General features: G+C 51.9%; 17 protein-coding genes. 9 read left to right on the top strand and 8 right to left on the bottom strand.

Features of this window, described 5'->3' with window-relative positions; all coding sequences use genetic code 11:
- Positions 1 to 12 precede the first annotated feature (12 nt).
- Genes ligA through smc form a run of 3 tightly spaced genes read right to left on the bottom strand, consistent with a single transcriptional unit; the run spans position 13 to position 6,685 of the window.
- Positions 13 to 2,088, bottom strand: a complete 2,076-nt coding sequence (gene ligA / locus RGQ30_RS08165; RefSeq protein WP_130556388.1) for an NAD-dependent DNA ligase LigA — start codon at positions 2,086 to 2,088, stop codon at positions 13 to 15.
- The gene (locus tag RGQ30_RS08170; protein WP_130556387.1) at positions 2,085 to 3,167 is read right to left on the bottom strand and encodes a hypothetical protein; all 1,083 of its coding nucleotides are present in this window, start codon (positions 3,165 to 3,167) and stop codon (positions 2,085 to 2,087) included. The genes ligA and RGQ30_RS08170 overlap by 4 nt, the downstream gene beginning before the upstream one ends.
- The gene (smc, locus tag RGQ30_RS08175) at positions 3,164 to 6,685 is read right to left on the bottom strand and encodes a chromosome segregation protein SMC (RefSeq protein WP_338284329.1); all 3,522 of its coding nucleotides are present in this window, start codon (positions 6,683 to 6,685) and stop codon (positions 3,164 to 3,166) included. Before smc ends, RGQ30_RS08170 begins: the two co-directional genes overlap by 4 nt.
- A gap of 182 nt (positions 6,686 to 6,867) precedes the next feature.
- On the opposite strand from smc, the gene queF reads away from it, so the two are divergent.
- From queF to RGQ30_RS08205, 6 genes are read left to right on the top strand one after another with little or no spacing between them, the layout of a single operon-like run.
- On the top strand, positions 6,868 to 7,287 hold the full coding sequence (queF, locus tag RGQ30_RS08180) for a preQ(1) synthase (RefSeq protein WP_130556385.1): 420 nt from the start codon (positions 6,868 to 6,870) through the stop codon (positions 7,285 to 7,287).
- A gap of 27 nt (positions 7,288 to 7,314) precedes the next feature.
- Positions 7,315 to 8,511: a succinyldiaminopimelate transaminase gene (dapC, locus tag RGQ30_RS08185; RefSeq protein ID WP_130556384.1), complete on the top strand. Its 1,197-nt coding sequence runs from the start codon at positions 7,315 to 7,317 to the stop codon at positions 8,509 to 8,511.
- 14 nt (positions 8,512 to 8,525) lie between these two features.
- Positions 8,526 to 9,356 carry a 2,3,4,5-tetrahydropyridine-2,6-dicarboxylate N-succinyltransferase gene (gene dapD, locus RGQ30_RS08190; RefSeq protein WP_130556383.1) on the top strand — a complete coding sequence of 277 codons (831 nt, stop codon included), beginning with the start codon at positions 8,526 to 8,528 and terminating at the stop codon, positions 9,354 to 9,356.
- 15 nt (positions 9,357 to 9,371) lie between these two features.
- Entirely contained in the window at positions 9,372 to 9,716 is a 345-nt protein-coding gene (locus RGQ30_RS08195; protein WP_130556382.1) for a Spx/MgsR family RNA polymerase-binding regulatory protein, read from the top strand.
- Positions 9,713 to 10,627, top strand: coding sequence for a 50S ribosomal protein L3 N(5)-glutamine methyltransferase (gene prmB / locus RGQ30_RS08200; RefSeq protein ID WP_130556381.1), 915 nt, complete (start codon positions 9,713 to 9,715; stop codon positions 10,625 to 10,627). Before RGQ30_RS08195 ends, prmB begins: the two co-directional genes overlap by 4 nt.
- A 9-nt stretch (positions 10,628 to 10,636) precedes the next feature.
- The gene (locus tag RGQ30_RS08205; RefSeq protein WP_130556380.1) at positions 10,637 to 12,553 is read left to right on the top strand and encodes an ABC-F family ATP-binding cassette domain-containing protein; all 1,917 of its coding nucleotides are present in this window, start codon (positions 10,637 to 10,639) and stop codon (positions 12,551 to 12,553) included.
- 54 nt (positions 12,554 to 12,607) lie between these two features.
- Here the strand turns inward: RGQ30_RS08205 and RGQ30_RS08210 are convergent, their stop codons facing one another.
- Positions 12,608 to 14,260 carry a hypothetical protein gene (locus RGQ30_RS08210; RefSeq protein WP_130556379.1) on the bottom strand — a complete coding sequence of 551 codons (1,653 nt, stop codon included), beginning with the start codon at positions 14,258 to 14,260 and terminating at the stop codon, positions 12,608 to 12,610.
- A 200-nt stretch (positions 14,261 to 14,460) separates the two neighbouring features.
- Here RGQ30_RS08210 and RGQ30_RS08215 point away from each other — a divergent pair, with 200 nt between their 5' ends.
- Positions 14,461 to 16,140 (top strand): AMP-dependent synthetase/ligase, encoded by a 1,680-nt coding sequence (locus tag RGQ30_RS08215; protein ID WP_130556378.1) that lies wholly within the window; start codon positions 14,461 to 14,463, stop codon positions 16,138 to 16,140.
- A gap of 50 nt (positions 16,141 to 16,190) precedes the next feature.
- On the opposite strand, the gene RGQ30_RS08220 is transcribed toward RGQ30_RS08215, so the two are convergent.
- Entirely contained in the window at positions 16,191 to 16,913 is a 723-nt protein-coding gene (locus tag RGQ30_RS08220) for an NYN domain-containing protein (protein WP_130556377.1), read from the bottom strand.
- Positions 16,914 to 17,146: 233 nt separating this feature from the next.
- Between RGQ30_RS08220 and RGQ30_RS08225 the strand changes: the two genes are divergently transcribed.
- Positions 17,147 to 17,533 (top strand): GIY-YIG nuclease family protein, encoded by a 387-nt coding sequence (locus RGQ30_RS08225; RefSeq protein ID WP_298217205.1) that lies wholly within the window; start codon positions 17,147 to 17,149, stop codon positions 17,531 to 17,533.
- 192 nt (positions 17,534 to 17,725) lie between these two features.
- Positions 17,726 to 18,295, top strand: a complete 570-nt coding sequence (locus RGQ30_RS08230; protein ID WP_130556375.1) for a hypothetical protein — start codon at positions 17,726 to 17,728, stop codon at positions 18,293 to 18,295.
- 79 nt (positions 18,296 to 18,374) lie between these two features.
- Here the strand turns inward: RGQ30_RS08230 and serS are convergent, their stop codons facing one another.
- From serS to lolA, 3 genes are all read right to left on the bottom strand, one after another.
- Entirely contained in the window at positions 18,375 to 19,667 is a 1,293-nt protein-coding gene (gene serS / locus RGQ30_RS08235; RefSeq protein WP_130556374.1) for a serine--tRNA ligase, read from the bottom strand.
- An 84-nt stretch (positions 19,668 to 19,751) separates the two neighbouring features.
- Entirely contained in the window at positions 19,752 to 21,128 is a 1,377-nt protein-coding gene (locus RGQ30_RS08240) for a replication-associated recombination protein A (protein ID WP_130556373.1), read from the bottom strand.
- On the bottom strand, positions 21,125 to 21,760 hold the full coding sequence (lolA, locus tag RGQ30_RS08245; RefSeq protein ID WP_130556372.1) for an outer membrane lipoprotein periplasmic chaperone LolA: 636 nt from the start codon (positions 21,758 to 21,760) through the stop codon (positions 21,125 to 21,127). The genes RGQ30_RS08240 and lolA overlap by 4 nt, the downstream gene beginning before the upstream one ends.
- Positions 21,761 to 21,848 lie beyond the last annotated feature (88 nt).

Consider the following 21,848-nt stretch of genomic DNA (forward strand, 5'->3'; position numbering starts at 1 on the left):
TGTTAATTTATGCTAAAGCATACCCTGAAATGTTTGTTCATCCAGAATGGTAATGCCAAGGCTGGCTGCTTTGTCGAGTTTGCTTCCGGCAGACTCGCCAGCCAGTACAAAATCGGTTTTCTTGGACACTGAGCCCGCCACTTTGCCCCCACGAGCCAGTATCAGTGCACTTGCTTCATCTCGGCTGAACTGACTCAAACTGCCTGTTAACACAAATGTCTTTTGGAAAAAAGGATGGGTAACATCAGTTTCTTTCACTTGGTCTTCAGGCCAGCAGACACCGAGCGTTATCAACTCGTGCACCACATCCTGATTGGCAGGTTCGTTGAAAAACTGGCGAATTGATTCGGCCACAACCGGGCCTACGTCGTTGACTTCCAGTAGCTGGTCAACGCTGGCTGACATCAACTTGTTGACATCACGAAAATGAAGGGCCAGGTCACGTGCAGTGGCTTCGCCCACATGACGAATTCCAAGCGCAAACAAGAATCGACCAAATGTTGTGTGCTTGGCTTTGTGGATGCTATCGAGCAAGTTTTGAGCAGATTTCTCCCCCATTCGCTCAAGTTGAACCAAATCTTCAAATTGAAGGCGAAACAAGTCAGCCGGCGTTTTGACCCACTGCCTGCTTACGAGCACCTCAACCAGTTTGCTGCCCAAGCCCTCAATGTCAATTGCGCGCCGATGAGAAAAATGAATGATGGATTGTGTCAACTGCGCCTGGCAAACCAGCCCACCAGTACAACGAAAGGCAGACTCGCCCTCTTCCTTCTGTACAAGTGAATTGCAAACTGGGCAATGGGTGGGCATGACAAAAGGAATACTGCTTGCACTGCGAACATTGCCAGAAAATGGCAAGACCTCTGGGATGACATCACCTGCGCGGCGGACCAGTACCTGATCGCCTACGCGCAAATCTTTTCGCTGAATTTCATCCAGATTGTGCAAAGTAGCCGAAGACACCACCACACCGCCGACTTTGACAGGCTCCAATTTGGCCACCGGCGTAATTGAGCCAGTTCGACCCACCTGTACCTCAATGTTTTGCAGACGACTAAGCACCTCATCCGGTGGAAATTTGTGGGCCACTGCGAACCGCGGTGCCTTGGCGACATAACCGAGCTGGTCTTGAAGATCAAACGAATCCACTTTGTAAACGACACCATCGATTTCAAACGGCAATTCAGTGCGACTCTCGCCGACCTGCCTATAGAAATTCAACAGGCCTTGCGCACCTTGCGCAGTTTGACTAAGTGTTGAAATCGGTAAACCCATATCACCCAGCCATTTCATGAGAGCCGATTGGGTTTTCAGATCACGCAGTTGTTCGCGATCAAGCGCTGCGCCGTAACAATAAAACCGCAAGGGTCGACTGGCTGCAATTTTTGGATCCAGTTGCCGAATTGTGCCTGCTGCGGCATTGCGCGGATTGGCAAACACTTTCAGGCCCAGTTCGGCTTGGCGCTGGTTCATCATTGCGAAATCTTTCTTGAACATGAAGATTTCACCGCGAACCTCCAGACTGGCAGGAATTCGATCGCCTTTCAACCTGAGTGGCAAGCTTCGAATGGTTTTGACATTGGCCGAAACGTCTTCGCCCACGGTGCCATCACCTCGAGTCACAGCCTGCACAAACCTGCCATCCTGATAGTGAATGGAAATGGCCAAACCATCGAATTTCGGATCTGTTGTATAACCAACGATGGCATCGGCAGGCAAATCAGCCAACTCCTTAACCCTGCGGTCAAAAGCAAGTACATCGCTGTCTTCAAAGGCATTGCCGAGGGAAAGCATGGGAACCCTATGCCTGACCTGTAAAAAACCATCGGATGGCTTTCCACCTACCCGTTGTGTGGGTGAGTCAGCCTGGATTAGCGTTGGATGGTCTTCTTCAAGCTTCTGAAGCGTGCGGTAGACCTGATCAAATTCCGAATCGGGAACTTCAGGCGCGTCAAGAACGTAATAGGCATATTCCCAACGCTCCAGAAGCTCGATCAATCGCCGCATTTCTTGCTTGGGACCCTCTACGGATGCATCGGCTGAAGTACCCTCTTCCCCGCCGTCATCAAACAAGTCTAGGTTGATCATGAAAACAAGATGCGTGCAACCGGGGTACCAGGTTTGAAGCCGGAGTCGGTCAGGTTCCTGACGCGCTCAATGAGCTGATTGTAGATGCCTTCAATGGCCTGTGTGCTGAGGGTTCTGCCAGAATCATCCATGAGCGGGGCACCAAATTTTTCATTCATGCCGTGACACACCGTCACAATATCCCCCAAAGCTTTTACGGGCTCTGGTGAATTGGGGACATCAATATTGAAACTGAGCAGGCGCTTGCCCGGCGCGTTGTGAATCACCATGCTGGCGAGCAAACCTGTCTCATCAGACAGAAACCACTGATGCCCTTTTTGAACCCAACCGGCCTGATTTAACATGTCCACAGCCGTGCTTTCCTGAACTGTGTCCGGCAGCAGACAGTGAAGACCCAGCAGGGTATCTAGCGCTGCGGCCGCTTGATCCAGCGTTTCAGCTTTGGCGACCACTTCTTTCATTTCCGGAAACTCAAGGTCTGCATTGTGATCGTCAGCGAATCGCTTCAATTTGCCCAGAACCTCTGAAAACTCGATAGAGCTCAGTGGCCCTTTGCGATTGGCAATCTGCACGCTTGCTTTCAATGATCGGGCTGTGCCCGCATACGGACTGGCCTTGAACCAGAATGACTCGCTGGCTGTACCAAAGCTCTCGGGACTGACCGAGTAAACAATCCGTTTTCGATTGATCTGTTCCAGTCCATCCGTCAAGGCTTTCCAAGTGTTTGCGTCTTTGCCTTCCTCAAACTGAACAATAAAATCGGCGAAGATGCGCTTGTCTATTGGTTGTTGTGGAACATTCTTCAAACTGAAATCAGATGAATCATGCTCTGGGTGGTTCAGATGACTTGTGGTGTCGTGCAGATCAGAAGACTCAAGGGCATCCGATTCGAATCCAGGTTCAGTTCTTTGGTAGCTCGTGTTACCGTGCCCCACGTTCAACAAAGGGTCTTGATCGGACTCACCAAAACGTTCCTTTGCCTGCTTGCGCAGTCGATAATCCTGCCACCAGTTGTAAACAATCATGGCGGCAATGCCTCCACCACCCACGATCAGCAAAGTTAGTTGTAAATCGTTCATACGGTTTCCGTTGCCATTTTTTCAGCAGCAGCCAAGTCCACAGCCACAATGCGAGACACACCTTTTTCCTGCATCGTGACGCCAATCAACTGCTGCGCCATTTCCATGGCGATTTTATTGTGAGAAATGAACAAAAACTGGGTTTGTTCAGACATTTGTTTGACCAAACGCGTAAAGCGCTCGGTGTTTGCGTCATCCAGCGGCGCATCTACTTCGTCAAGCAAGCAGAACGGTGCTGGATTCAATTCGAATATTGCAAAAACCAGGGCTGTGGCGGTGAGCGCTTTTTCACCACCCGACAAAAGGTGAATGGTGCCGTTTTTCTTGCCAGGGGGCTGAGCAAAAACCTGAACACCGGCATCCAGGATTTCGTCCCCGGTCATGACCAATCGCGCTTCCCCGCCACCAAACAATTTGGGGAACAGTCGTGAAAAGTGACCGTTGACCACACCAAAAGTTTCCGAGAGCAATTCCCGGGTTTCCTTGTCGATCTTGCGAATCGCGTCCTCAAGGGTTTCCATGGCTTCCATAAGGTCGCCGGCCTGCATGTCGAGAAAAGACTTCCTTTCTGAGGCAGCCGCCAGTTCTTCAAGCGCCGCAAGGTTAACCGCTCCCAGCTCCTGCATGGCATTGGTGAGGCGGGTAACCTCTGCTTGCAAAACCGAAGCCTTGGGTGGAATATCCATCGCCAACAATTGGCGTCCCAAGTCATCTACATCGGCCTGCACTTCGTCCAGCAGGTTTTTATACTGCTCGATAGTCAGTTCAGCAGCCTGAATTTTCAATGCAAGATCCTGGACAACATCCCGAAGTGGATCTGCCAGCTTGTCGCTTTCCTTCTCGGCACGCTCAAGCTCGGAAACCTTGCTCATGATCTGCTCTAGTGCATCTCGTGACACAGCAACTTTTTCCTCTGCGATTACCCGATCTTCGAGGGCCGCTTGCAGGGCTTCCTGCCCTTCAACTTCAGACAAGCCATCCAGCTCATTCACGGCAAGCTGCTTGCGTTGCAGAATCTGCTGTATCTGCGTGTTGGCAAAAGCAATGTCCCGCTCGCATTCTCGTTGCCTTGATTCCTGGTTGCGGATCGCGAACTCAATGTCCTGTTTCTTTCGCATCGCATTTTGAACCTGGGCCTGCTTGTCGCGAAGCAATTGTTCCGCCTCGGTCACGCGGTCTTTCTGTGCTTCCAGCGCATCGCTGGACACAGCAAGCTGCTCGTCAAGTGCAGCGTATTTGTCTTCCGACTCCAAAAGAATTGCACGCTGCTCTTCGAGTTCGCTTTCCAACAAGGCCAAGTCCAGTCCGATTTGTTCCCGACGACTGTCTGCCCTGCTCTGCTGTTCTTGCAGACGAATCAACTGTACCTGAGCCTCATGCTGCCGTTTGGTCAAACTTTCCACCAAGGCACGTGCTTGCACCGCATTGGCCTTCAGTTCGCCGGTTCGCAACTGGAGCTGATCGCGTTTGGTCATGGACTCGTTCTTCAGCATTTCCAATGCGCGTACTTCGGTTCTCAATGCGTCAATCTGCTGCTGCCTCTCAAGCCTTCCACTTTGGGCGTTGTCCGCAGCATAAAAGGACACGCCGGAGGCGCTGACGCAATGGCCTTGAGGAGTGAAAATACGCTGCCCCGGCTTCAGGCTTTTGCGTTTGGCAAGCGCTGTGGGCAAATCGGGCGCCAAAAGATAACCCGACAAAAGCTGAACAATGGATTGCTGTATGGAAGAATCTGAGCTCCGTACCAGGCTGGCCAAATCATCTGGCCCTACAGGAATAGCTGCAGCTGGTGTCGCCGACTCCAGAAAAGCCACTCGCGCAGGGGGAGGCTGTCTGGCAAAGCCTTCCACGATGTCCAGTGTTCGAACCTGGAAACTGTCCAGTGATTCACGCAATGCAGATTCAAGCGCTCGTTCCCAACCCCGCTCCACCTGCAACTTTCCCAGCAGGCGGGGCGTTTCCCCAAGGCCAGTGCTGGCTATCCAGGGCTTCAGTTCTGCACTTTCTGCCAGTTGTTCATTCAGCTTTTCAAGCGCATGCAATTGCGCTTGCGCGTTGGCGTGCTTGTCACGTTCACTGTTAAATACAAGCTGCACTTGTTCAAGTTCTAGGCCGCTTGACGTCAGCTTGCCCTCCAACTCCGTCTGGGTAGACGTGGCCTCTATCAACTCGGTTTCCAGTGACTGCACCCGAGAAACCAGCTGATCCAATTCATGAATTGAAGGGGCCGCGATTTGCTTGCGCTCTGCATCCAGACGATCAAGCTTGACCTGAATGGTGTTCTCGGCTCGGCTTGCAGCCTCTTGCTGAGATGAAACCTGGCTCAATTCCTGCTGAATCTTCATCACGCCGGCACGTTTCTGATCCACGGCAAACCGGGCTGCCTGGAGGGCCTGCTCCACAGGCTCCACGGCCAGTTCAGCTTCCTCCAGTGCGATAAACCGCTCTTCAAGCTCGGCCTGCTGCTCCTCGCTGGATCCGCTGATTTCATCAAGGCGCGCCTTGGCGTCCTCTTCGCGCAAAGTCCAGTTTTGAATTTCCAGCTCGAGTTCGGCGACACGGGCCGCCAATCGCGTTCTGGATTCAGCCATCACGCGCAAATCCGCTTCAAGCCGACTAACCTGGCGGTTGGCTTCAATCCACTGACTTTGATCATTTTCAAGCTGCTGCTGGGCGTCCACCTGCTTTTCCCGAATCGAGAAAAGCTCGGTCTGGGTGCTCACCGACTTGCTTTGAATGGCTTCGAGCTCGGCCTTGGCCCGCTCAAGTTTGGCCTGACCGGTGTTTTTCTGTTCCAGCGATTCAGCATAGCGGATGTACCACAGCAGGCGCTGCTTGGTATTTTTGGCTTCTTCAAGTTCCTTGAATTGACGGGCGACCTTCGCCTGTTGCTCCAACCGTTCGATCTGGCTGGTCAATTCGCGGAGGATATCTTCAATACGGGTCAGGTTGTCGCGTGTGTCGGCCAAGCGGTTACCAGTTTCACGGCGGCGTTCCTTGTACTTTGATACGCCAGCAGCTTCTTCTAGGAAAATGCGCAATTCTTCCGGGCGGGCTTCAATAATTCGGGCGATCATGCCTTGCCCGATAATCGCGTAGGCGCGTGGTCCCAAGCCGGTACCCAGGAAAATATCCTGAACGTCGCGGCGACGAACTGCCTGCTGGTTGATGTAATAGGTGGACGCTCCGTCGCGGGTCAACACGCGCTTGACGGAAATTTCGGCGTACTGATTCCAGCTGCCACCTGCGCGCCCCTCCGCATTGTCGAATACCAGTTCCACACTGGCACGCGAAGCGGCTTTTCGGTTGGTCGAGCCATTGAAGATCACGTCCTGCATGGATTCACCGCGCAATTCCGAGGCCTTGGATTCGCCCAAGACCCAGCGCACGGCATCAATGATGTTTGATTTTCCACAGCCATTCGGACCCACCACGCCAACCAGATTGCTGGGCACGGCAAAGGACGTCGGCTCGACAAATGACTTAAAGCCCGCTAAACGAATGTGTGTTAATCGCACGATGAGGTGGAAATGAGACCAATAGAACGAATAAAAACTTCAACCCACGGGATCTTGAAAACCCGCTGACCTTATAATAGCAAAGCCTTTGAGCTTTACGCCGGGCTCCAGCCCTTAGTTGGCAGGATGATTCAGTTGTTAACGCCATGAGGGCCTTCGCCCCGCCGGCCAGAGAGAGAAGCATGAGTAACAAACCCAGCCGCGATTTACAGACTTTTCCAAATCCAAACCCGGACCGCCCCTACCACGTGCACATTGAAGTGCCTGAATTCACCTGTCTTTGCCCTTTGACCGGGCAACCGGACTTCGCAACCCTGGTGATTGACTACCTGCCCAATCAAAAGAATGTGGAATTGAAAAGCCTGAAGATGTACATGTGGAGTTACCGGGAAGAAGGCGCCTTTCATGAAGCCGTCACCAACAAGATCCTGGACGACCTGGTTGCAGCCACAGACCCGCGCTACATGAAACTGACTGCCAAGTGGTATGTACGGGGTGGTGTATACACCACGGTGGTGGCCGAACACCGCCATGCCAACTTTCAACCCTTGCCCAAGGTGGAGCTGGACCAGATTTCCACGATGAACCCCACTCGTGGCTAAAAAGCGCGCGGCAAAACAGCAATTCCGGTGACACCATTGAAAAATCTCGACAAACTACAGCCCTACCCCTTCGAGCGCCTGCGGACACTGTTCGCGGGTGCCAAGCACACTGGCGGTCTTGAACACGTCAATTTGTCAATTGGCGAGCCCAAACATCCGACACCCGCGTTGATAAAACAGGCATTGATCGACAACCTGGACGGTTTGGCGGTGTACCCCGGGACACAGGGGCTGCCTGTTCTGCGCAAGGCAATTGCGGACTGGATTCTTCGCCGTTTTGATGCACAAGTGGATGCCGAAACGCAGGTGTTGCCTATCCTGGGCTCACGCGAAGCGCTGTTTTCCTTTGCGCAGGTGGTGTTGGATGGGTGCGAGGCGGGTAGCCACGTGGCCTTCCCGAACCCGTTTTATCAGATTTACGAAGGTGCAACATTCCTGGGCGGTGCCAGCCCGGTTTTTGTCAATATTGATGCCACCACCGGTCTGCCCGACTTTCACAACTTAAGCCCGGACGTGTTGGCAAAAACCAGGCTGATGTACGTGTGTTCACCGAACAACCCGACTGGTGCTGTTTACACGTTGGAAGACTGGCAAAAGCTGTTTGATCTCGCCGACGAATACAATATCGTGATTGCATCTGATGAATGCTATTCGGAGATCTATCTGGATGGTACAGAGGCTCCGATCGGCGGCCTGGAAGCAGCAAGTCGCTTGGGGCGGTCCGACTACAACAACCTGGTTGTATTTTCCAGCCTGTCCAAACGGTCAAACGCACCGGGATTGCGCTCAGGTTACGTAGCGGGCGACGCGGACCTGATCAAGGCCTTTTTGCGCTATCGCACCTATCATGGTTCGGCCATGTCAGCGACCATTCAAATGGCCAGCGTCGCGGCCTGGAATGATGAAGAACATGTGATTGAAAACCGTCGCTTGTACACTGAAAAATTCAAGTCTTTCCAAGCCATTTTGCAAGGCACGCTTGATCTGCACATACCACCAGCCGGCTTCTACTTTTGGGCAGACCTTGGCCGCAGTGACACCGAGTTTGCAAAAACGCTGTTTGAACAAGCCCATGTTACCCTGTTGCCCGGAAGCTTTCTGGGCCGGGAAGCCGGGGGACAGAACCCTGGCACAAATCACGTGCGCATTGCGCTGGTCGCCAGCCTGGATGAGTGCAATGAAGCCGCAAAACGAATCGCACATCTAATTAGAAACAGTCTCTGACACAGGAACCTATCATGACAACAAATCACCAATCCATCATCGAAGCCGCCTGGGAAAACCGTGCAGACATCTCCCCTTCTTCTGCGCCTGCCGATGTTCGCGCAGCAGTCGGTGACGTGCTTGAAAAACTGAACACCGGCGAACTTCGCGTGTGTTCCAAAGACAATGGCGAATGGATCACACACCAGTGGATCAAAAAAGCCGTGTTGCTCTCTTTCCGCCTGGAAGACAACAAGCCCATGGCTGCCGGTGGCTTCACGCAGTTTTACGACAAGGTGCCCACCAAGTTCGTGGATTACACCGAAGAAGATTTCAAGAAAGGCGGTTTCCGCGTGGTACCACCCGCCGTTGCACGCCGTGGCAGCTTCATTGCCAAAAACGTAGTACTGATGCCTAGTTACGTGAACATCGGCGCCTATGTGGATGAAGGCACCATGGTTGACACCTGGGCCACCGTGGGTTCGTGCGCGCAAATCGGCAAGAACGTTCACCTGAGCGGCGGTGTGGGCATTGGCGGCGTGCTGGAACCCCTGCAAGCCAACCCCACCATCATTGAAGACAACTGCTTTATTGGCGCACGTTCCGAAGTGGTGGAAGGCGTGATCGTGGAAGAAAACTCGGTCATTTCCATGGGCGTTTACTTGGGCCAAAGCACCAAGATTTTCAATCGTGAAACAGGCGAAGTGACTTACGGTCGCATCCCGGCCGGTTCAGTTGTGGTCAGCGGCTCATTGCCCAGTGCCTGTGGCAAATACAGCCTGTATTGTGCAGTTATCGTCAAGCGAGTGGACGCCAAAACACGCGCCAAAACCGGCATCAATGAATTGCTGCGCAACGCAGATTAAGGAGAACTCGACAGGATGACTGCCAAGGTTTACGGAATACCGAATTGCTCCAGCGTTAAAAAAGCCATTGCTTCGCTGAAAGAGAACCAAATTGAAGTTCTTTTCCATGATTTCAAGAAGCATGGCGTACCCCCTCAACTTCTTGATGAGTGGATTGACGCATTCGGCTTGGACAAAGTCATCAATCGAAAGGGAACCACCTGGCGCAGCCTGGACGAAGGCCTGCAAAACAAGGCGCAATCGCCAGAAGGTGCAAAAGCGCTGCTGCTTGAGTACCCCAGCCTTATCAAGCGCCCGGTGGTTGATCACAATGGTCAACTCAGCATCGGGCAAATCGATTTCACCAAGGACAATTCATGAGTCAAGACCAATCCGCGCACCTTGCAGTCGATCCCAAAGAGCTGCACACCGTGCGAGACTGGGTGCGGTTTTTTGTGTCAGAAATGCGCCGCGGGCATGCTTTTTTCGGGCATGGATCGACCAACGCATTTGATGAAGCCATTTACATGGTGCAGTCAGCACTTAATCTACCTGTCGGCGATCTTGGCCCTTTCTGGGATGCCCGTGTGACTGCGAATGAAGCAACACGCCTGGTTCGGTTCATCAATCAACGTGTCATTGACCGCAAGCCAGCCAGTTACATCACGGGTGAAGCATGGCTGCAAGGTCACGCATTCAAAGTGGACGAACGGGTCATCATTCCCCGTTCATTCATTGCAGAATTGCTCGCTGACCAACTGACCCCTTGGGTGAATGCGCCCGAAATGCCTTTTGACATTCTCGACATGTGCACGGGTTCTGGTTGCCTGGCCATTCTGGCTGCGCATGTTTTCGAAAATGCCGAGGTGGATGCAGTCGATTTGTCCACGGACGCATTGGCTGTGGCCCGCGAGAACATTCAGTTGCACGACATGAAACACCGCGTGCATGCCATTGAATCGGATCTGTTCACTAGCCTGAATGGCAAGCAATACGACTTCATTCTGACCAATCCACCGTATGTGAATGAAGCGTCGATGAAAAAGCTTCCTCCTGAATACCTGCATGAGCCTCGCATGGCTCTCGCAGGAGGAGACAGCGGTATGGATCTGATTCAGGACATTTTGACCCAAGCCCCAAAACACTTGAAAGACGGTGGATTTCTGGTGGTCGAACTGGGCAATGAACGATTGCATTTTGAAGCCGCTTTTCCGCATTTAAATCCCATTTGGCTTGAAACCTCGGCAGGTGACGAACAGGTGTTTTTGCTCAACAAAGAAGACTTGGTCTAATCCTTTCCCATGATTCAAATCAACAACCTCAGCATTGCAAGGGGCAGCAAGCCCATTTTGACCAATTCGGAACTGACCCTCTTTCCCGGGGAAAAGGTCGGTCTGATTGGCCACAACGGCGCCGGCAAATCAAGCTTCCTCAGTGCACTTCTGGGCGAACTGCCCATCGACCAGGGCAGCATTGACTTGCCCAAAGTTTGGCGACTGTCCTGGATTGATCAGGAAGTTACCGCCAACCACCTCACCGTGATTGATTTTGCGCTTGAAGGTGACAGGGCCTTGCACGACATCCGCCAGAAAATTCACGCCGTGGAAGAAAGCGGTGACATGGAGCAGCTGGGTCACCTGTACGAAGAACTTGAAAATCTGGATGGCTACACCGCAGAAGCCCGTGTGGCCACCATTCTGCATGGTTTGGGTTTTAAAACTGAAGATTTGCAACGCAAGGTAGGCGAGTTTTCCGGCGGCTGGAAGATGCGCCTGAACCTGGCCAAGGTACTAGGTTCTCGTGCTGACCTTATTCTGCTGGACGAACCGACCAACCACCTGGACATTGAAGCAGTGGTTTGGCTTGAACAATGGATCAAACAGGTCAACAGCACGGTGATTCTGGTTTCACACGACCGCGATTTTCTCGACGAAGTGTGCACCCACACCGTACATTTGAACAATGAAAAACTGACCAAGTACACCGGTGGATATTCTGCGTTTGAGCGCGCATTCGCCGAACGGGCCGACCAGGTCAGCCAAGCCAATAAAAAGGCTGCTGGCGAAATGGAAAAGCTGCAAAAGTTTGTGGATCGTTTCAAGGCCAAGGCGAGCAAAGCCAAGCAGGCACAAAGCCGGGTCAAGCGCTTGGAAAAAATCAAATTGATTGAAACACTGCAGGTCGAACCGCATGTGTCCATTCCGTTCATGGAGCCCCACAAAAGCCCCGACCCCTTGGTGGTTCTAAACCGCAGCGACTGCGGCTATGCAAACGCGGCGCCCATCCTGAAAAGCATCAGCCTTGAACTTCGACCAGGCGACCGAATTGGCCTGTTGGGTGCGAACGGCAACGGCAAAACCACTCTGGTGAAAACACTGGTTGGCGAACTGAACATGCTGGGTGGTGACCGGGTTGAAGGCAAAGGTCTTGTGTACGGGTACTTCGCGCAAGACCAAATCGAATCGCTGGACATGAATGCCACGCCACTGCAGCACATGTCCCGGCTTGAACGGCAGATGTCGGAACAGAAGGCACGCGAATTCCTGGCCCGCTACCATTTCCGCGACGACAAGGTGCGCCAGTTGGTAGGCAGTTTTTCGGGCGGAGAAAAATCACGCCTGGCGCTTGCGCTACTGGCCTACAAGCGCCCTAACCTGCTCTTGCTGGACGAACCCACCAATCACTTGGACATCGCCACACGCCAGGCCTTGGCCAGCAGTTTGCTGGAGTTTGAAGGTGCTTTGGTTATGGTTTCCCACGACAGGCACTTGCTGGAATCCATCACGGACCGTTTCTGGCGTGTGCATCAGGGTGCAGTCACGGAATTTGATGGTGATCTGGACGATTACGCAGAACTGCTGCGTAAGGAAACCAGCGCAGAAAACCAGAAAAACAAACAGAATGGTGGCAAGGCAGCGCCCGCCAAAGTGGAGCAAGCAGCCCCACCAGTGGATCGCCAACAGGTCAGCCAACGCTTGAAGCAACTGAACAACCAGGTAAAAAAGCTCGAGAAACAAATTGAGGTCGATCGACCTAAACTGATCGGGCTGGATGCCTCGCTGGCTGGCTGTGATTACAGCAACCCCGATTCTGCAAAAAAAGCCGCGTCGCAACATGAAGAACGCAACGCAATTGCAGCCCGCCTTGAGCTGGCGGAAAACGAGTTGCTGAATGCAATGGTCGAGATCGAATCGCTGGAAGAAGCATTGGGAGTCTAAAGCCATCCAGTGCCCAAGTGCACTGGTGACTTTTTGTCATGCCGCCCCGTTTTTCTATTCCAGAATGCCCTCTTCGCTCAAGAACTCACGCCAGGCATTTGAGCTGAAGCACAAACCCGGATTGGAAACCTGCGTGTTCAAGTTGACCAGATTTTCCTGCAGAAGGGTTCGTTTTTCTGCACCGGAAATTTCGCACATCTTGGCCCTGACATGACTTTTAACCACATCCGGTACGCACAGTGCGGGGGATGCATCCAGGTCAAATTCATGCTTTCCGATCACCACTGTTAACAACTCTTGGGCCACTTCATCGGGCAAACACCTGTTCTTTCTGGCTTCTTGAAAGGCAAGTTCCACCAAACCCACCTGGCACCGAAGTAAAAGCGCATCAACTGTTCGGTGCAAATCCAGGGATTTGTTGCGCGTTGCAACCAACCCCTGGTAGGCCTCGGGCAAATTCCACATCCGAATATCTGCCTTGTTGATCAGTTCAAGACAAACACTCAAGGAAGTTCGGCTTTGTGTATCAGTGACTTCGAGGTTGTTCACGGGTTTCAAACTGTCATACGACACGTCTGAATCCTGGCCCTCTGAACCCATGAGACTTTCCAGCACACGGTCCTGCGTATAGGCTGGGGTGGGCTCAGAAGTATCGGTTACCACATGGTTATCCATATCCGGGTGCTCAGAATATTCCTTGAACAACACTTGTGCAGATGTCCGAGACGGCTCCACCTTGATCACTTGGGTTTTTGAAGCCCGAAATTGTTTCAATTGAGACTTGCCGAATGCGAATGTGACCACCAGCAACATGGCCATGGACACCAGAAATACCCAGATTGCAGGTGATGTGGGGTCAAAACCCATCCACAGGGCGCCGTGTTCATCGGGCAACGCAATCTCGGGCGAGACTTGAGACGGCCTGCTTTCAATCAAACCCTGCTCGGAAAAGCCGGGATCAATTGCAGCAAGCTGAACAGGCTCTTCCTCAACCCCGATTGTTTGCGAATCACTCGTTTCAACGTTGGCGGGCGTGCCCTGCTCAACATGCGCAGGTGTACTCTGCACTTGTGGCTCAGGCTGAATGGGTGAGGCTACGGCCAGCGTTGCGCGCTTTGGAACAACGCGTGAAGCCTTCAACAGCGATGAATTGCGCAGGTCAAATGCGGTGCTGCCATCTGGTTCGGGCATATTCGCCTGTGCACGGGCAAACCTGGCCTGCTCAGGCTCCATGATCAGCATCCAGCTGCTTCTAAAAGCCAGCAAGGGGCAATCTGAAATCAATTCAAGCTCAACCAATGCATCATCTACAGCTGCACTTGATCTGAACTGAATGACGCCGCCCTGGCGAATGGTGGGTACAAAATCGACATGCAGATCGTCATTGCCTTGACCTTCAAACGCATCCACCCCTTCCCGACCAGCTGGTCGTGCCCGGGCTTTGAGACAGGTTGATCGCAATTGGGACTCGGTACCCTCAGGTATCCCCGTCACGTTGCTTTGCAGATCCAGCCTTTTACCTATTTGCTGGAGACCCGCAGGATTGCCTATTTCAAACCCATGACCCGCACTGTAAAACAGTGAGCAAAGCAGCAATCCGAGTGCTTTGACAAGCCTGTGCTTTGAAATCAATCTGTCAAACAGTGAAATGATCATGGTTTCTCGCAGTCCAAACGTTCCGGCAAGCTCAAGAATACTCAAGGTCATGCAAGCTGAGGTATCCTTGAAATGTCCTAACACGAACGTGGTAGACAGATGGCATCACAATTGAAATGAACAAAGATGTCTCTGTTCAAGGACACGCAGAAAGCACATCGCAAAAGTAGAAGAAGTGTTCTTATCAGCGCGGTGGCAGTTCAGTAAACTACGGGCAATTCAATAAAAACAGAGACTCGGGAGACCTACTTATGGCGAACATCGCCACTTTTTTGTTTCAGCATGAGGACACCCCCAATCGTGTCCTTTACCGACAATTCATCGACAACGAGTGGGTTGACTTCAAAGCCCGGGAAATGATTGACCTTGCCCGCAGCTGGCAGGCTTACTTCCGATCAATTGGCCTGCAGCCCGGGGACAGAGTCGCCATTTGCCTGAAAAACAGCGTGCACTGGGTTGCCTTTGACCAAGCTGCAGTGGCCATGGGTTTGGTATCCGTTCCCTTATACGTGGACGACAATGCCAGCAACATTGCCTACTGTATTCAAAACTCCCAATCCAGGGTAGTGCTGGCCGAGAACGACAGGATTGCCCGCAACCTGTTGAAAGAAGGGCTCACCGATACACGCGTGTTATCCCTGAAATCGGATATCGACAAAAGCGCAGATGGCGTTGACAATGCCCTTCAGGCACTCAAGGCCGTGGACAAGAAGCTTGAGTCATTCGAGTTGATAGATCTCGAAGAAAACACACTGGCAACCATTTGTTACACCTCTGGAACCTCGGGACGCCCCAAAGGGGTCATGTTGTCTCACCGGAACGTGATATCAAACGTGGACAGCTGCTTTCAGCTCGACATTGCCAAACCCGAAGACACCTTTTTGTCATTTTTGCCCATGTCGCACATGTTTGAACGCACAGGAGGCTATTACCTCCCCCTGCGTGTGGGCGCCAAGGTCATTTACGCACGCGGCATCAACCAGTTACCCGAAGACCTGGCCCAACAGGCCCCCACGGTATTGTTTGCAGTGCCACGAATTTTCGAGAAGTTTTACGGGCGCATTCAAAGTTCGGTCAAAGACTCCCGGTTCAAGCGCAAGGCCTTTGAAAAGCTGGTGGATGTGGGCTGGCGCATGGAACAAGGCAAAGGTGGCATAGTTGACCACTTCCAGCTGCCTTTGCTACGAGCCAAGGTTGCTCAGCCCATTCTGGAGCGATTGGGCGGCAAATTGCGACTGGCTGTGGTGGGCGGCGCCGCACTGGACAGCACAATTGCCAAATCATTTATTGCCATGGGCCTGCCCATTCTTCATGGTTATGGCATGACCGAGGCCTGCCCGGTTATTTCAGTGAACCGACCCGAAGGCAATGTGCCTGAATCTGTTGGAGCACCGCTTCCCAATGTTGAAGTGAAGTTGGGCGAGAATGATGAGTTGTTGGCCAGGGGCCCGAACATCATGCTGGGCTACTGGCAAAACGAAGAGGCTACGAACACTGTGATTGACAAAGATGGCTGGCTGCACACAGGTGATGTTGCAGAGATCAAGGACAAACGAATTTATATTCGGGGTCGGATCAAGGACATCATGGTGCTTTCCAACGGTGAAAAGTTCTCGCCCCAAGATGCTGAAATGGCCATTGTTGGTGATGAAGTTTTCGAGCAAATCGTTCTGATCGGTGAAGGCAAGCCCTTCATTGGCATGATCGCGGTCACTGCAAATTCCAATGAAAAGGAACTGATCAAACGAGCCAATGAAAGATTGCAGCACCTGCCGCGTTACATTCGCGTGCGCAGAATCATTACCACCCAAGATCCATGGACAGTCGACAATGGTCTCCTGACACCGACCTTGAAAGTAAAAAGAGTCAAAGTACTGGAGGCGTTCAAGGACAGGATCAACGATCTCTACGCGGAAGGCATGGGCGATTAAGCACAGGTCAGCAGCAATGAAAAAAGCCCATTGTGACAATGGGCTTTTTTTTAGGCCGACACATCCTCGTGTTCGTAGTTGTCCGAGCTTATCCTCGCGAGAAACTCCGCCGCGCGGTCGGCTGGCGGGCAAGTCGACCGCAAACCATCAATGTAAGAAAACAAATCTTCAGAAATATTCTGCCACATGGGGTCTAGCACCACGTCCACCCCTTCGTGACGCAAAAGTTCAGCCGCACTGGAAAAGGCACCGTCGCCAGTCAACAGGACAACTTGCTGAACCTGCCGTTTGTAGGCCAGGGACGCCAGATCTACACCCATACGAAGCTCAATACCCTTGGGATAGGAATCGGGCGTGAAATCTTCATCGGCCAGCTCGTCAACCGTGATGCGTTTACCCAGCAGATCAGCGAGTGCATCTTCATTCAGCTTCCAGTGGTCAGCTTCCCGCGCCTCACCCAGTTTGACAGCCAACTTTCGTTTTCGCTGCAACTGCTTTTGAAAAGCAACCCTGAACTGACCTTCTTTAGATTTCGATAGATCAATTTGCTGTTTGGATACCGGCAGAGTGACACGCTGAGTGAACACGGGGGTGTCGTAGAAGAAAATCCGGAAAAGATGGCGTTTCGGTTGATTTCGCTCAAATAAATGGGCGGCTGATAGACGCCAGACGAGATCGGCCATCACTTTGGCATCGTAGTGAACCGAACTTGGAAAGATCTGACGAATTCTCCGGATAAAAAACGGCCCATCTACAAGGATCGCTGTAAGCATATAAGCCCTTGATAAATATATAAAAAATTAAATTTAGAGAATGGCGATTGGTAAGATAAATAATTCTCCACAACTATACTAACACCGAATAGGCGTCAAAAATAGCGATGCCCCCACCCATTAAGAGGGAGAATTAATCACTCCCCCATCGCAATGAACATACAATCCGTATGTATTTTACTTACATTGATTTATCAATCTTTAACCCGATTGGCGTGGAGGAAGAATTGAGCATGAACAAGGACAACGGGTTGCCCAACAGCAACAGCAAACAAGAGAAGTACTGGCTTTACATTTTGTCCAACAGCAAGCCCAATGGCCCGCTGTATCTGGGCGATACGCTTTGCCTGTACACAAGGATGAATGAACACCATGCGGGCGTGCGCAGGGATTACGCGCACTATCACCGCCTTGACCGTCTGGTGTACTTTGAGGTCTGGAATGATTACGACAAGTTTGTTGCCCGGCTAAGGCGGGTACGCAACTGGCCCAGAGACATGCGCCTGTTGTTGATTGAGTCATTAAACCCTGAATGGGTTGACCTTTTGCCACAATTCGTCGCGGAACACACTGGCAAGAACAATGATCAGAATATCAAGCAGCAGGAAAAAGCAGCCTGATAATCACCCTATTAAGGTGATGTCATCGAATTTGAACTTCGAGCGTTGATGACTGTGAAACTTTGTTGCAAATTTACACACTTAGAGATTGAGATGCCAAGAATGAGTTTTCTCAAACCGAGGCAATGAATCTAAAAGTTCTGATTTGCAGTATTAATGTGACATTGCAGGTTGTTTTAACAGGAGTTCACGATGAGTTCGATTGCAGAGCGTTTGACAAGGTCTTACTGCTTGTTTCACTGGCTGCAGGTGAAACCTATCCCAGACCAGATCAGGGCCAGCGTAGCCTACAGTGCGCTTGAACAAGAGCTGTTGTCACTCAAAGTTAAACCTGAGGATCTGGCTGCGGTAGGTTCGGATGTAACAGACAGTTTTGAAGAATCGCGCTTGGCATTCATGGTTCGCTACAGCGGTTTGACTTGGTCAACCTGTTCCATTTTCTGCGATGCGATTGAAAACAACACTTGGCTGCAGAACGGTACACCGCTACTGGTGCAGTTCACTGGGGCAGATGCGAATGGACACCCAGGTCTACCAAAACTGGCGCTGGGCGATTTCATATTCTTGAAACCGAGCAATGTCTGGATTGACAACAACAGGGTGTTGTCCTTCACTGTACGCTGGAACAAACATGAAACGCGCCGCATGGAACGTTTTATTCGTCTGGCCTCGGCACGCCACGGACTTGAAGCCACTGTCAGTAATATTACTCAGAGCGAGAAATTTATAGCGGCCATCAAGGCGACAGTTGGCGCTCAGTAATTCCGGCTTTTTTCTTGTATGGATTAAAAAAGGCACTTTGAAACCAAGGTGCCTTTTTCATTGGTCTCAACTAAACCAATCAACCAGCTTTCAGCACAGTTTTTCCGCCAAGGTATGGCTGTAGCACTTCTGGCACACTGACTGAACCATCGGCTTGCTGGTAGTTTTCAAGCACTGCCACCAAAGTACGACCAACTGCCAAGCCAGAGCCATTCAGGGTATGAACGAATTCGGTTTTTCCGGCTTCATTCTTGAAACGCGCCTTCATTCGGCGAGCCTGAAAGCTCTCGCAGTTCGAGCAAGAAGAAATTTCGCGGTATGTATTCTGGGCTGGCAACCAAACCTCAATGTCATGCGTGCGCGTAGAACAAAAACCCATATCCCCAGTACACAGCACAATGACCCGATACGGCAAACCCAGTTTCTGCAAGATATTCTCAGCATGCTGGGTCATTTCATCCAAGGCCGCGTAGGAGTTTTCGGGGTTTTCAATGCGTACCATTTCGACCTTGTCGAACTGGTGCTGGCGAATCAAACCACGGGTATCACGACCATAGCTGCCGGCTTCAGAACGGAAACAGGGCGAGTGAGCAGTCATTTTGATTGGCAAGTCACTGCCTTTCAGAATTTGATCGGCAACAAGATTGGTCAAGGTCACTTCGGCTGTCGGAATGAGATACAAAGGTTCAGAAACACCCTCTTCCCCACCTTTCTTCACTGAAAACAAGTCATCAGCGAACTTGGGCAATTGGCCGGTACCTTGAAGGGTTTGGCCTCGCACAATATAGGGGGTGTAGTGTTCAACGTAACCGTGCTGCTCGGTGTGGGTGTCCAGCATGAACTGCGCCAAAGCGCGGTGGAGCTTTGCAATTTGCCCTTTCAACACCGCGAAACGTGAACCAGACAGGTTAGCGGCCGTTTCAAAATCTAGACCCAGATTAACGCCAACATCCACATGGTCTTTCACTTCAAAATCAAACTGCCCGGGGGTTCCCCAGCGGCGCAATTCAACGTTGTCGTCTTCTGACTTGCCCACTGGAACTGATTCGTGTGGCAGGTTGGGAATATTCAACAAAAACGCATTGACCTGCTCTTGAAGTACTGCCAGATCAGCCTCGTTGCGCTTCAATTCATCGCCCAGACCAGCCACTTCATTCATGACCGGTGTGACATCCTCACCTTTGGCCTTAAGTTGCCCAATTTGCTTGGACAGGCTGTTTCGCTTGGCTTGCAGTTCTTCAGTGCTGGTTTGGAGTTGCTTGCGCCTGCTTTCCAGTTGGTTAAACTGCTCGGTGTCGAGGCTGTAGCCACGTTGGGCCAACCGTTCAGCAACGGTTGTCAGGTCTTTGCGAAGCAGTTGAATGTCTAGCATGGAGTTTTCTCGAATTGCAAATGGTGTGAATAGCGGTGATGGTACTAAATCTGCAAGCTCATTGAAGCGAATTGCAGAAGCTTCTTACTTTTTTTGACGCCTCTGGGCGTTGCGTTCGGCAAGCCAGTTCATTTTTTCAGCAATTTTGCTTTCAAGCCCACGGTCGGTGGGCTGATAAAACCTGGGAGGAGAATCATCGCTAATACCCTCGGGCCAATAACTTTCACCGGCAGCATGCCCGGCTTCTTCATCATGTGCGTAGCGGTAACCGGAACCATGCCCCAATTCCTTCATCAACTTGGTGGGAGCATTTCGCAGGTGCATCGGTACGGGCAGTGAACTGCTTTGCTTCACATGGGCCATGGCCTGTTTGTAGGCGTTGTAACCGGCATTGCTTTTTGCAGCAATCGCGAGATAGAGAACACATTGTGCCAAGGCCAGTTCGCCTTCCGGGCTGCCCAGGCGTTCATACGTTTGAGCCGCTTCATTGGCGATGGTGAAAGCTCTGGGGTCTGCCAAGCCGATGTCTTCCCAAGCCATGCGTACAATTCTGCGCGCCATGTAGCGCGGGTCGGCCCCACCATCCAGCATTCTGCAAAACCAGTAAAGCGCTGCATCGGGATCGGATCCGCGAACCGATTTGTGCAATGCTGAAATTTGATCGTAAAACGCATCCCCGCCCTTGTCGAAACGGCGAATTTGCGAGGGTGCAATCTGCTTTAATGCAGGCAAATCCAGCGTACTTTTTCCCTGTGCGAGTGTCTGCAACAGGGTAATTTCCACTAAATTCAAAAACCGGCGCGCGTCGCCGTCTGCATAGGTACACAGCGCATCAAAGGCATCGGGCTCTACGGTGATTTCGGTGTTCAGCTCCTGCTGCGCACGGTTGAGCAATCGCGCGAAGTCGTCGGAATTCAGACTGTCGAGTACGTACACCTGCGAACGTGACAACAGCGCGGAATTGACCTCAAACGACGGGTTTTCAGTAGTGGCGCCAATGAAAGTCACCAAGCCTGACTCGACAAAGGGCAACAGGGCATCCTGTTGAGACTTGTTGAAACGGTGAATTTCGTCAATGAAGAGAATCGTGGACTTGCCTGTTCGCGCATGGTCTCCAGCCTGCTCGATTGCCGCGCGAATCTCTTTAACCCCTGAAAGCACCGCTGACAAGGCAATAAACTGCGCCTTCGCAGCACCGGCCAACAGCCTGGCCAAGGTGGTTTTACCCACGCCAGGCGGGCCCCACAAGATCAGGGAATGAACATGTTGCTGCTCAAAGAGCAAGGTGAGCGGCTTGCCAGGACCAAGCAGGTGTGTTTGACCAACAACCTCGCCAAGTACTGCTGGCCGGATGCGTTCTGCCAGGGGCACAGAACCCGGGGCGGCACTCTGAACTCCTGCCGCGTTTTTGGACGACGAATCAGTGGCTGAAGGATCGTCACCAAACAGGTCTGGGGTCATTGCGTGCGAATAAGATCCACGCCAGCGGGCGCCTTGAATTCAAAGAAACTGGCGGGCAATTGTTTGTCAAAACGCCAGTTGGTCAATTCAAGTTGAGTGACCTGCCCCAGTGCATCGTGAATTTCAAGATTGACCGGCAGGCCATCCTTCCAGCCTATCCGCGCGAAATCAAACAAGTTGTCTTTGTCCTTGGGCTTGACCACCAGCCACTGTTTGCCGTCCTTGCTGCCTTCGTCTTTCAGGTTGAACAATTTGTCCACATCCTTGCTGCCAAACAACAAAGCCACAGGGGTGGAATCCATTGCATTGCCGATCGGCTTTTGAGTAGCGTGGCCCATGTCTTCATCGAAAGAAACAACGACAGTGCCATTCGACAACAGCAGCAATGGATAGGGCTTCTTGATTTCCCAGCGGAATTTGCCAGGTCGGGAAAAACTGAACTCGCCTGTGCCGCGCTGCTTCACAGCCCCGGTGGGCGAGATGACCACTTGTGAAAACTGGCCTTCCGCAAAACCCCTGTTTTTGACAAAGTTGCTGAGTGCATCCTGGGCAGAAGCCCAGGCCACTGAGCTGGTACCGGCCATTAAAGCCAAGGCAAAACCGGTACGATACAGAAACTGTTGAATACGCATTGACTTGTATATCCTTGTTGAACACAACACCTTGAATAACGCATGCGCCGCTTGTGGGTAAACATGTTTGCTTCAGGGCGTATCAAAA

Origin of the sequence: Limnobacter thiooxidans, from assembly GCF_036323495.1 — a bacterium.
Classification (GTDB): Bacteria; Pseudomonadota; Gammaproteobacteria; order Burkholderiales; family Burkholderiaceae_B; genus Limnobacter; species Limnobacter thiooxidans.

Bases quoted from the DNA above. Each gene is read 5' to 3' on its own strand.
- RGQ30_RS08240 (WP_130556373.1), bottom strand. From the start codon at position 21,128: ATGACCCCAGACCTGTTTGGTGACGATCCTTCAGCCACTGATTCGTCG.
- RGQ30_RS08195 (WP_130556382.1), top strand. From the start codon at position 9,372: ATGACTGCCAAGGTTTACGGAATACCGAATTGCTCCAGCGTTAAAAAA.
- queF (WP_130556385.1), top strand. From the start codon at position 6,868: ATGAGTAACAAACCCAGCCGCGATTTACAGACTTTTCCAAATCCAAAC.
- RGQ30_RS08210 (WP_130556379.1), bottom strand. From the start codon at position 14,260: ATGACCTTGAGTATTCTTGAGCTTGCCGGAACGTTTGGACTGCGAGAA.
- lolA (WP_130556372.1), bottom strand. From the start codon at position 21,760: ATGCGTATTCAACAGTTTCTGTATCGTACCGGTTTTGCCTTGGCTTTA.
- serS (WP_130556374.1), bottom strand. From the start codon at position 19,667: ATGCTAGACATTCAACTGCTTCGCAAAGACCTGACAACCGTTGCTGAA.
- RGQ30_RS08220 (WP_130556377.1), bottom strand. From the start codon at position 16,913: ATGCTTACAGCGATCCTTGTAGATGGGCCGTTTTTTATCCGGAGAATT.
- RGQ30_RS08215 (WP_130556378.1), top strand. From the start codon at position 14,461: ATGGCGAACATCGCCACTTTTTTGTTTCAGCATGAGGACACCCCCAAT.
- RGQ30_RS08170 (WP_130556387.1), bottom strand. From the start codon at position 3,167: ATGAACGATTTACAACTAACTTTGCTGATCGTGGGTGGTGGAGGCATT.
- RGQ30_RS08225 (WP_298217205.1), top strand. From the start codon at position 17,147: ATGAACAAGGACAACGGGTTGCCCAACAGCAACAGCAAACAAGAGAAG.
- dapD (WP_130556383.1), top strand. From the start codon at position 8,526: ATGACAACAAATCACCAATCCATCATCGAAGCCGCCTGGGAAAACCGT.
- RGQ30_RS08230 (WP_130556375.1), top strand. From the start codon at position 17,726: ATGAGTTCGATTGCAGAGCGTTTGACAAGGTCTTACTGCTTGTTTCAC.
- ligA (WP_130556388.1), bottom strand. From the start codon at position 2,088: ATGATCAACCTAGACTTGTTTGATGACGGCGGGGAAGAGGGTACTTCA.
- prmB (WP_130556381.1), top strand. From the start codon at position 9,713: ATGAGTCAAGACCAATCCGCGCACCTTGCAGTCGATCCCAAAGAGCTG.
- RGQ30_RS08205 (WP_130556380.1), top strand. From the start codon at position 10,637: ATGATTCAAATCAACAACCTCAGCATTGCAAGGGGCAGCAAGCCCATT.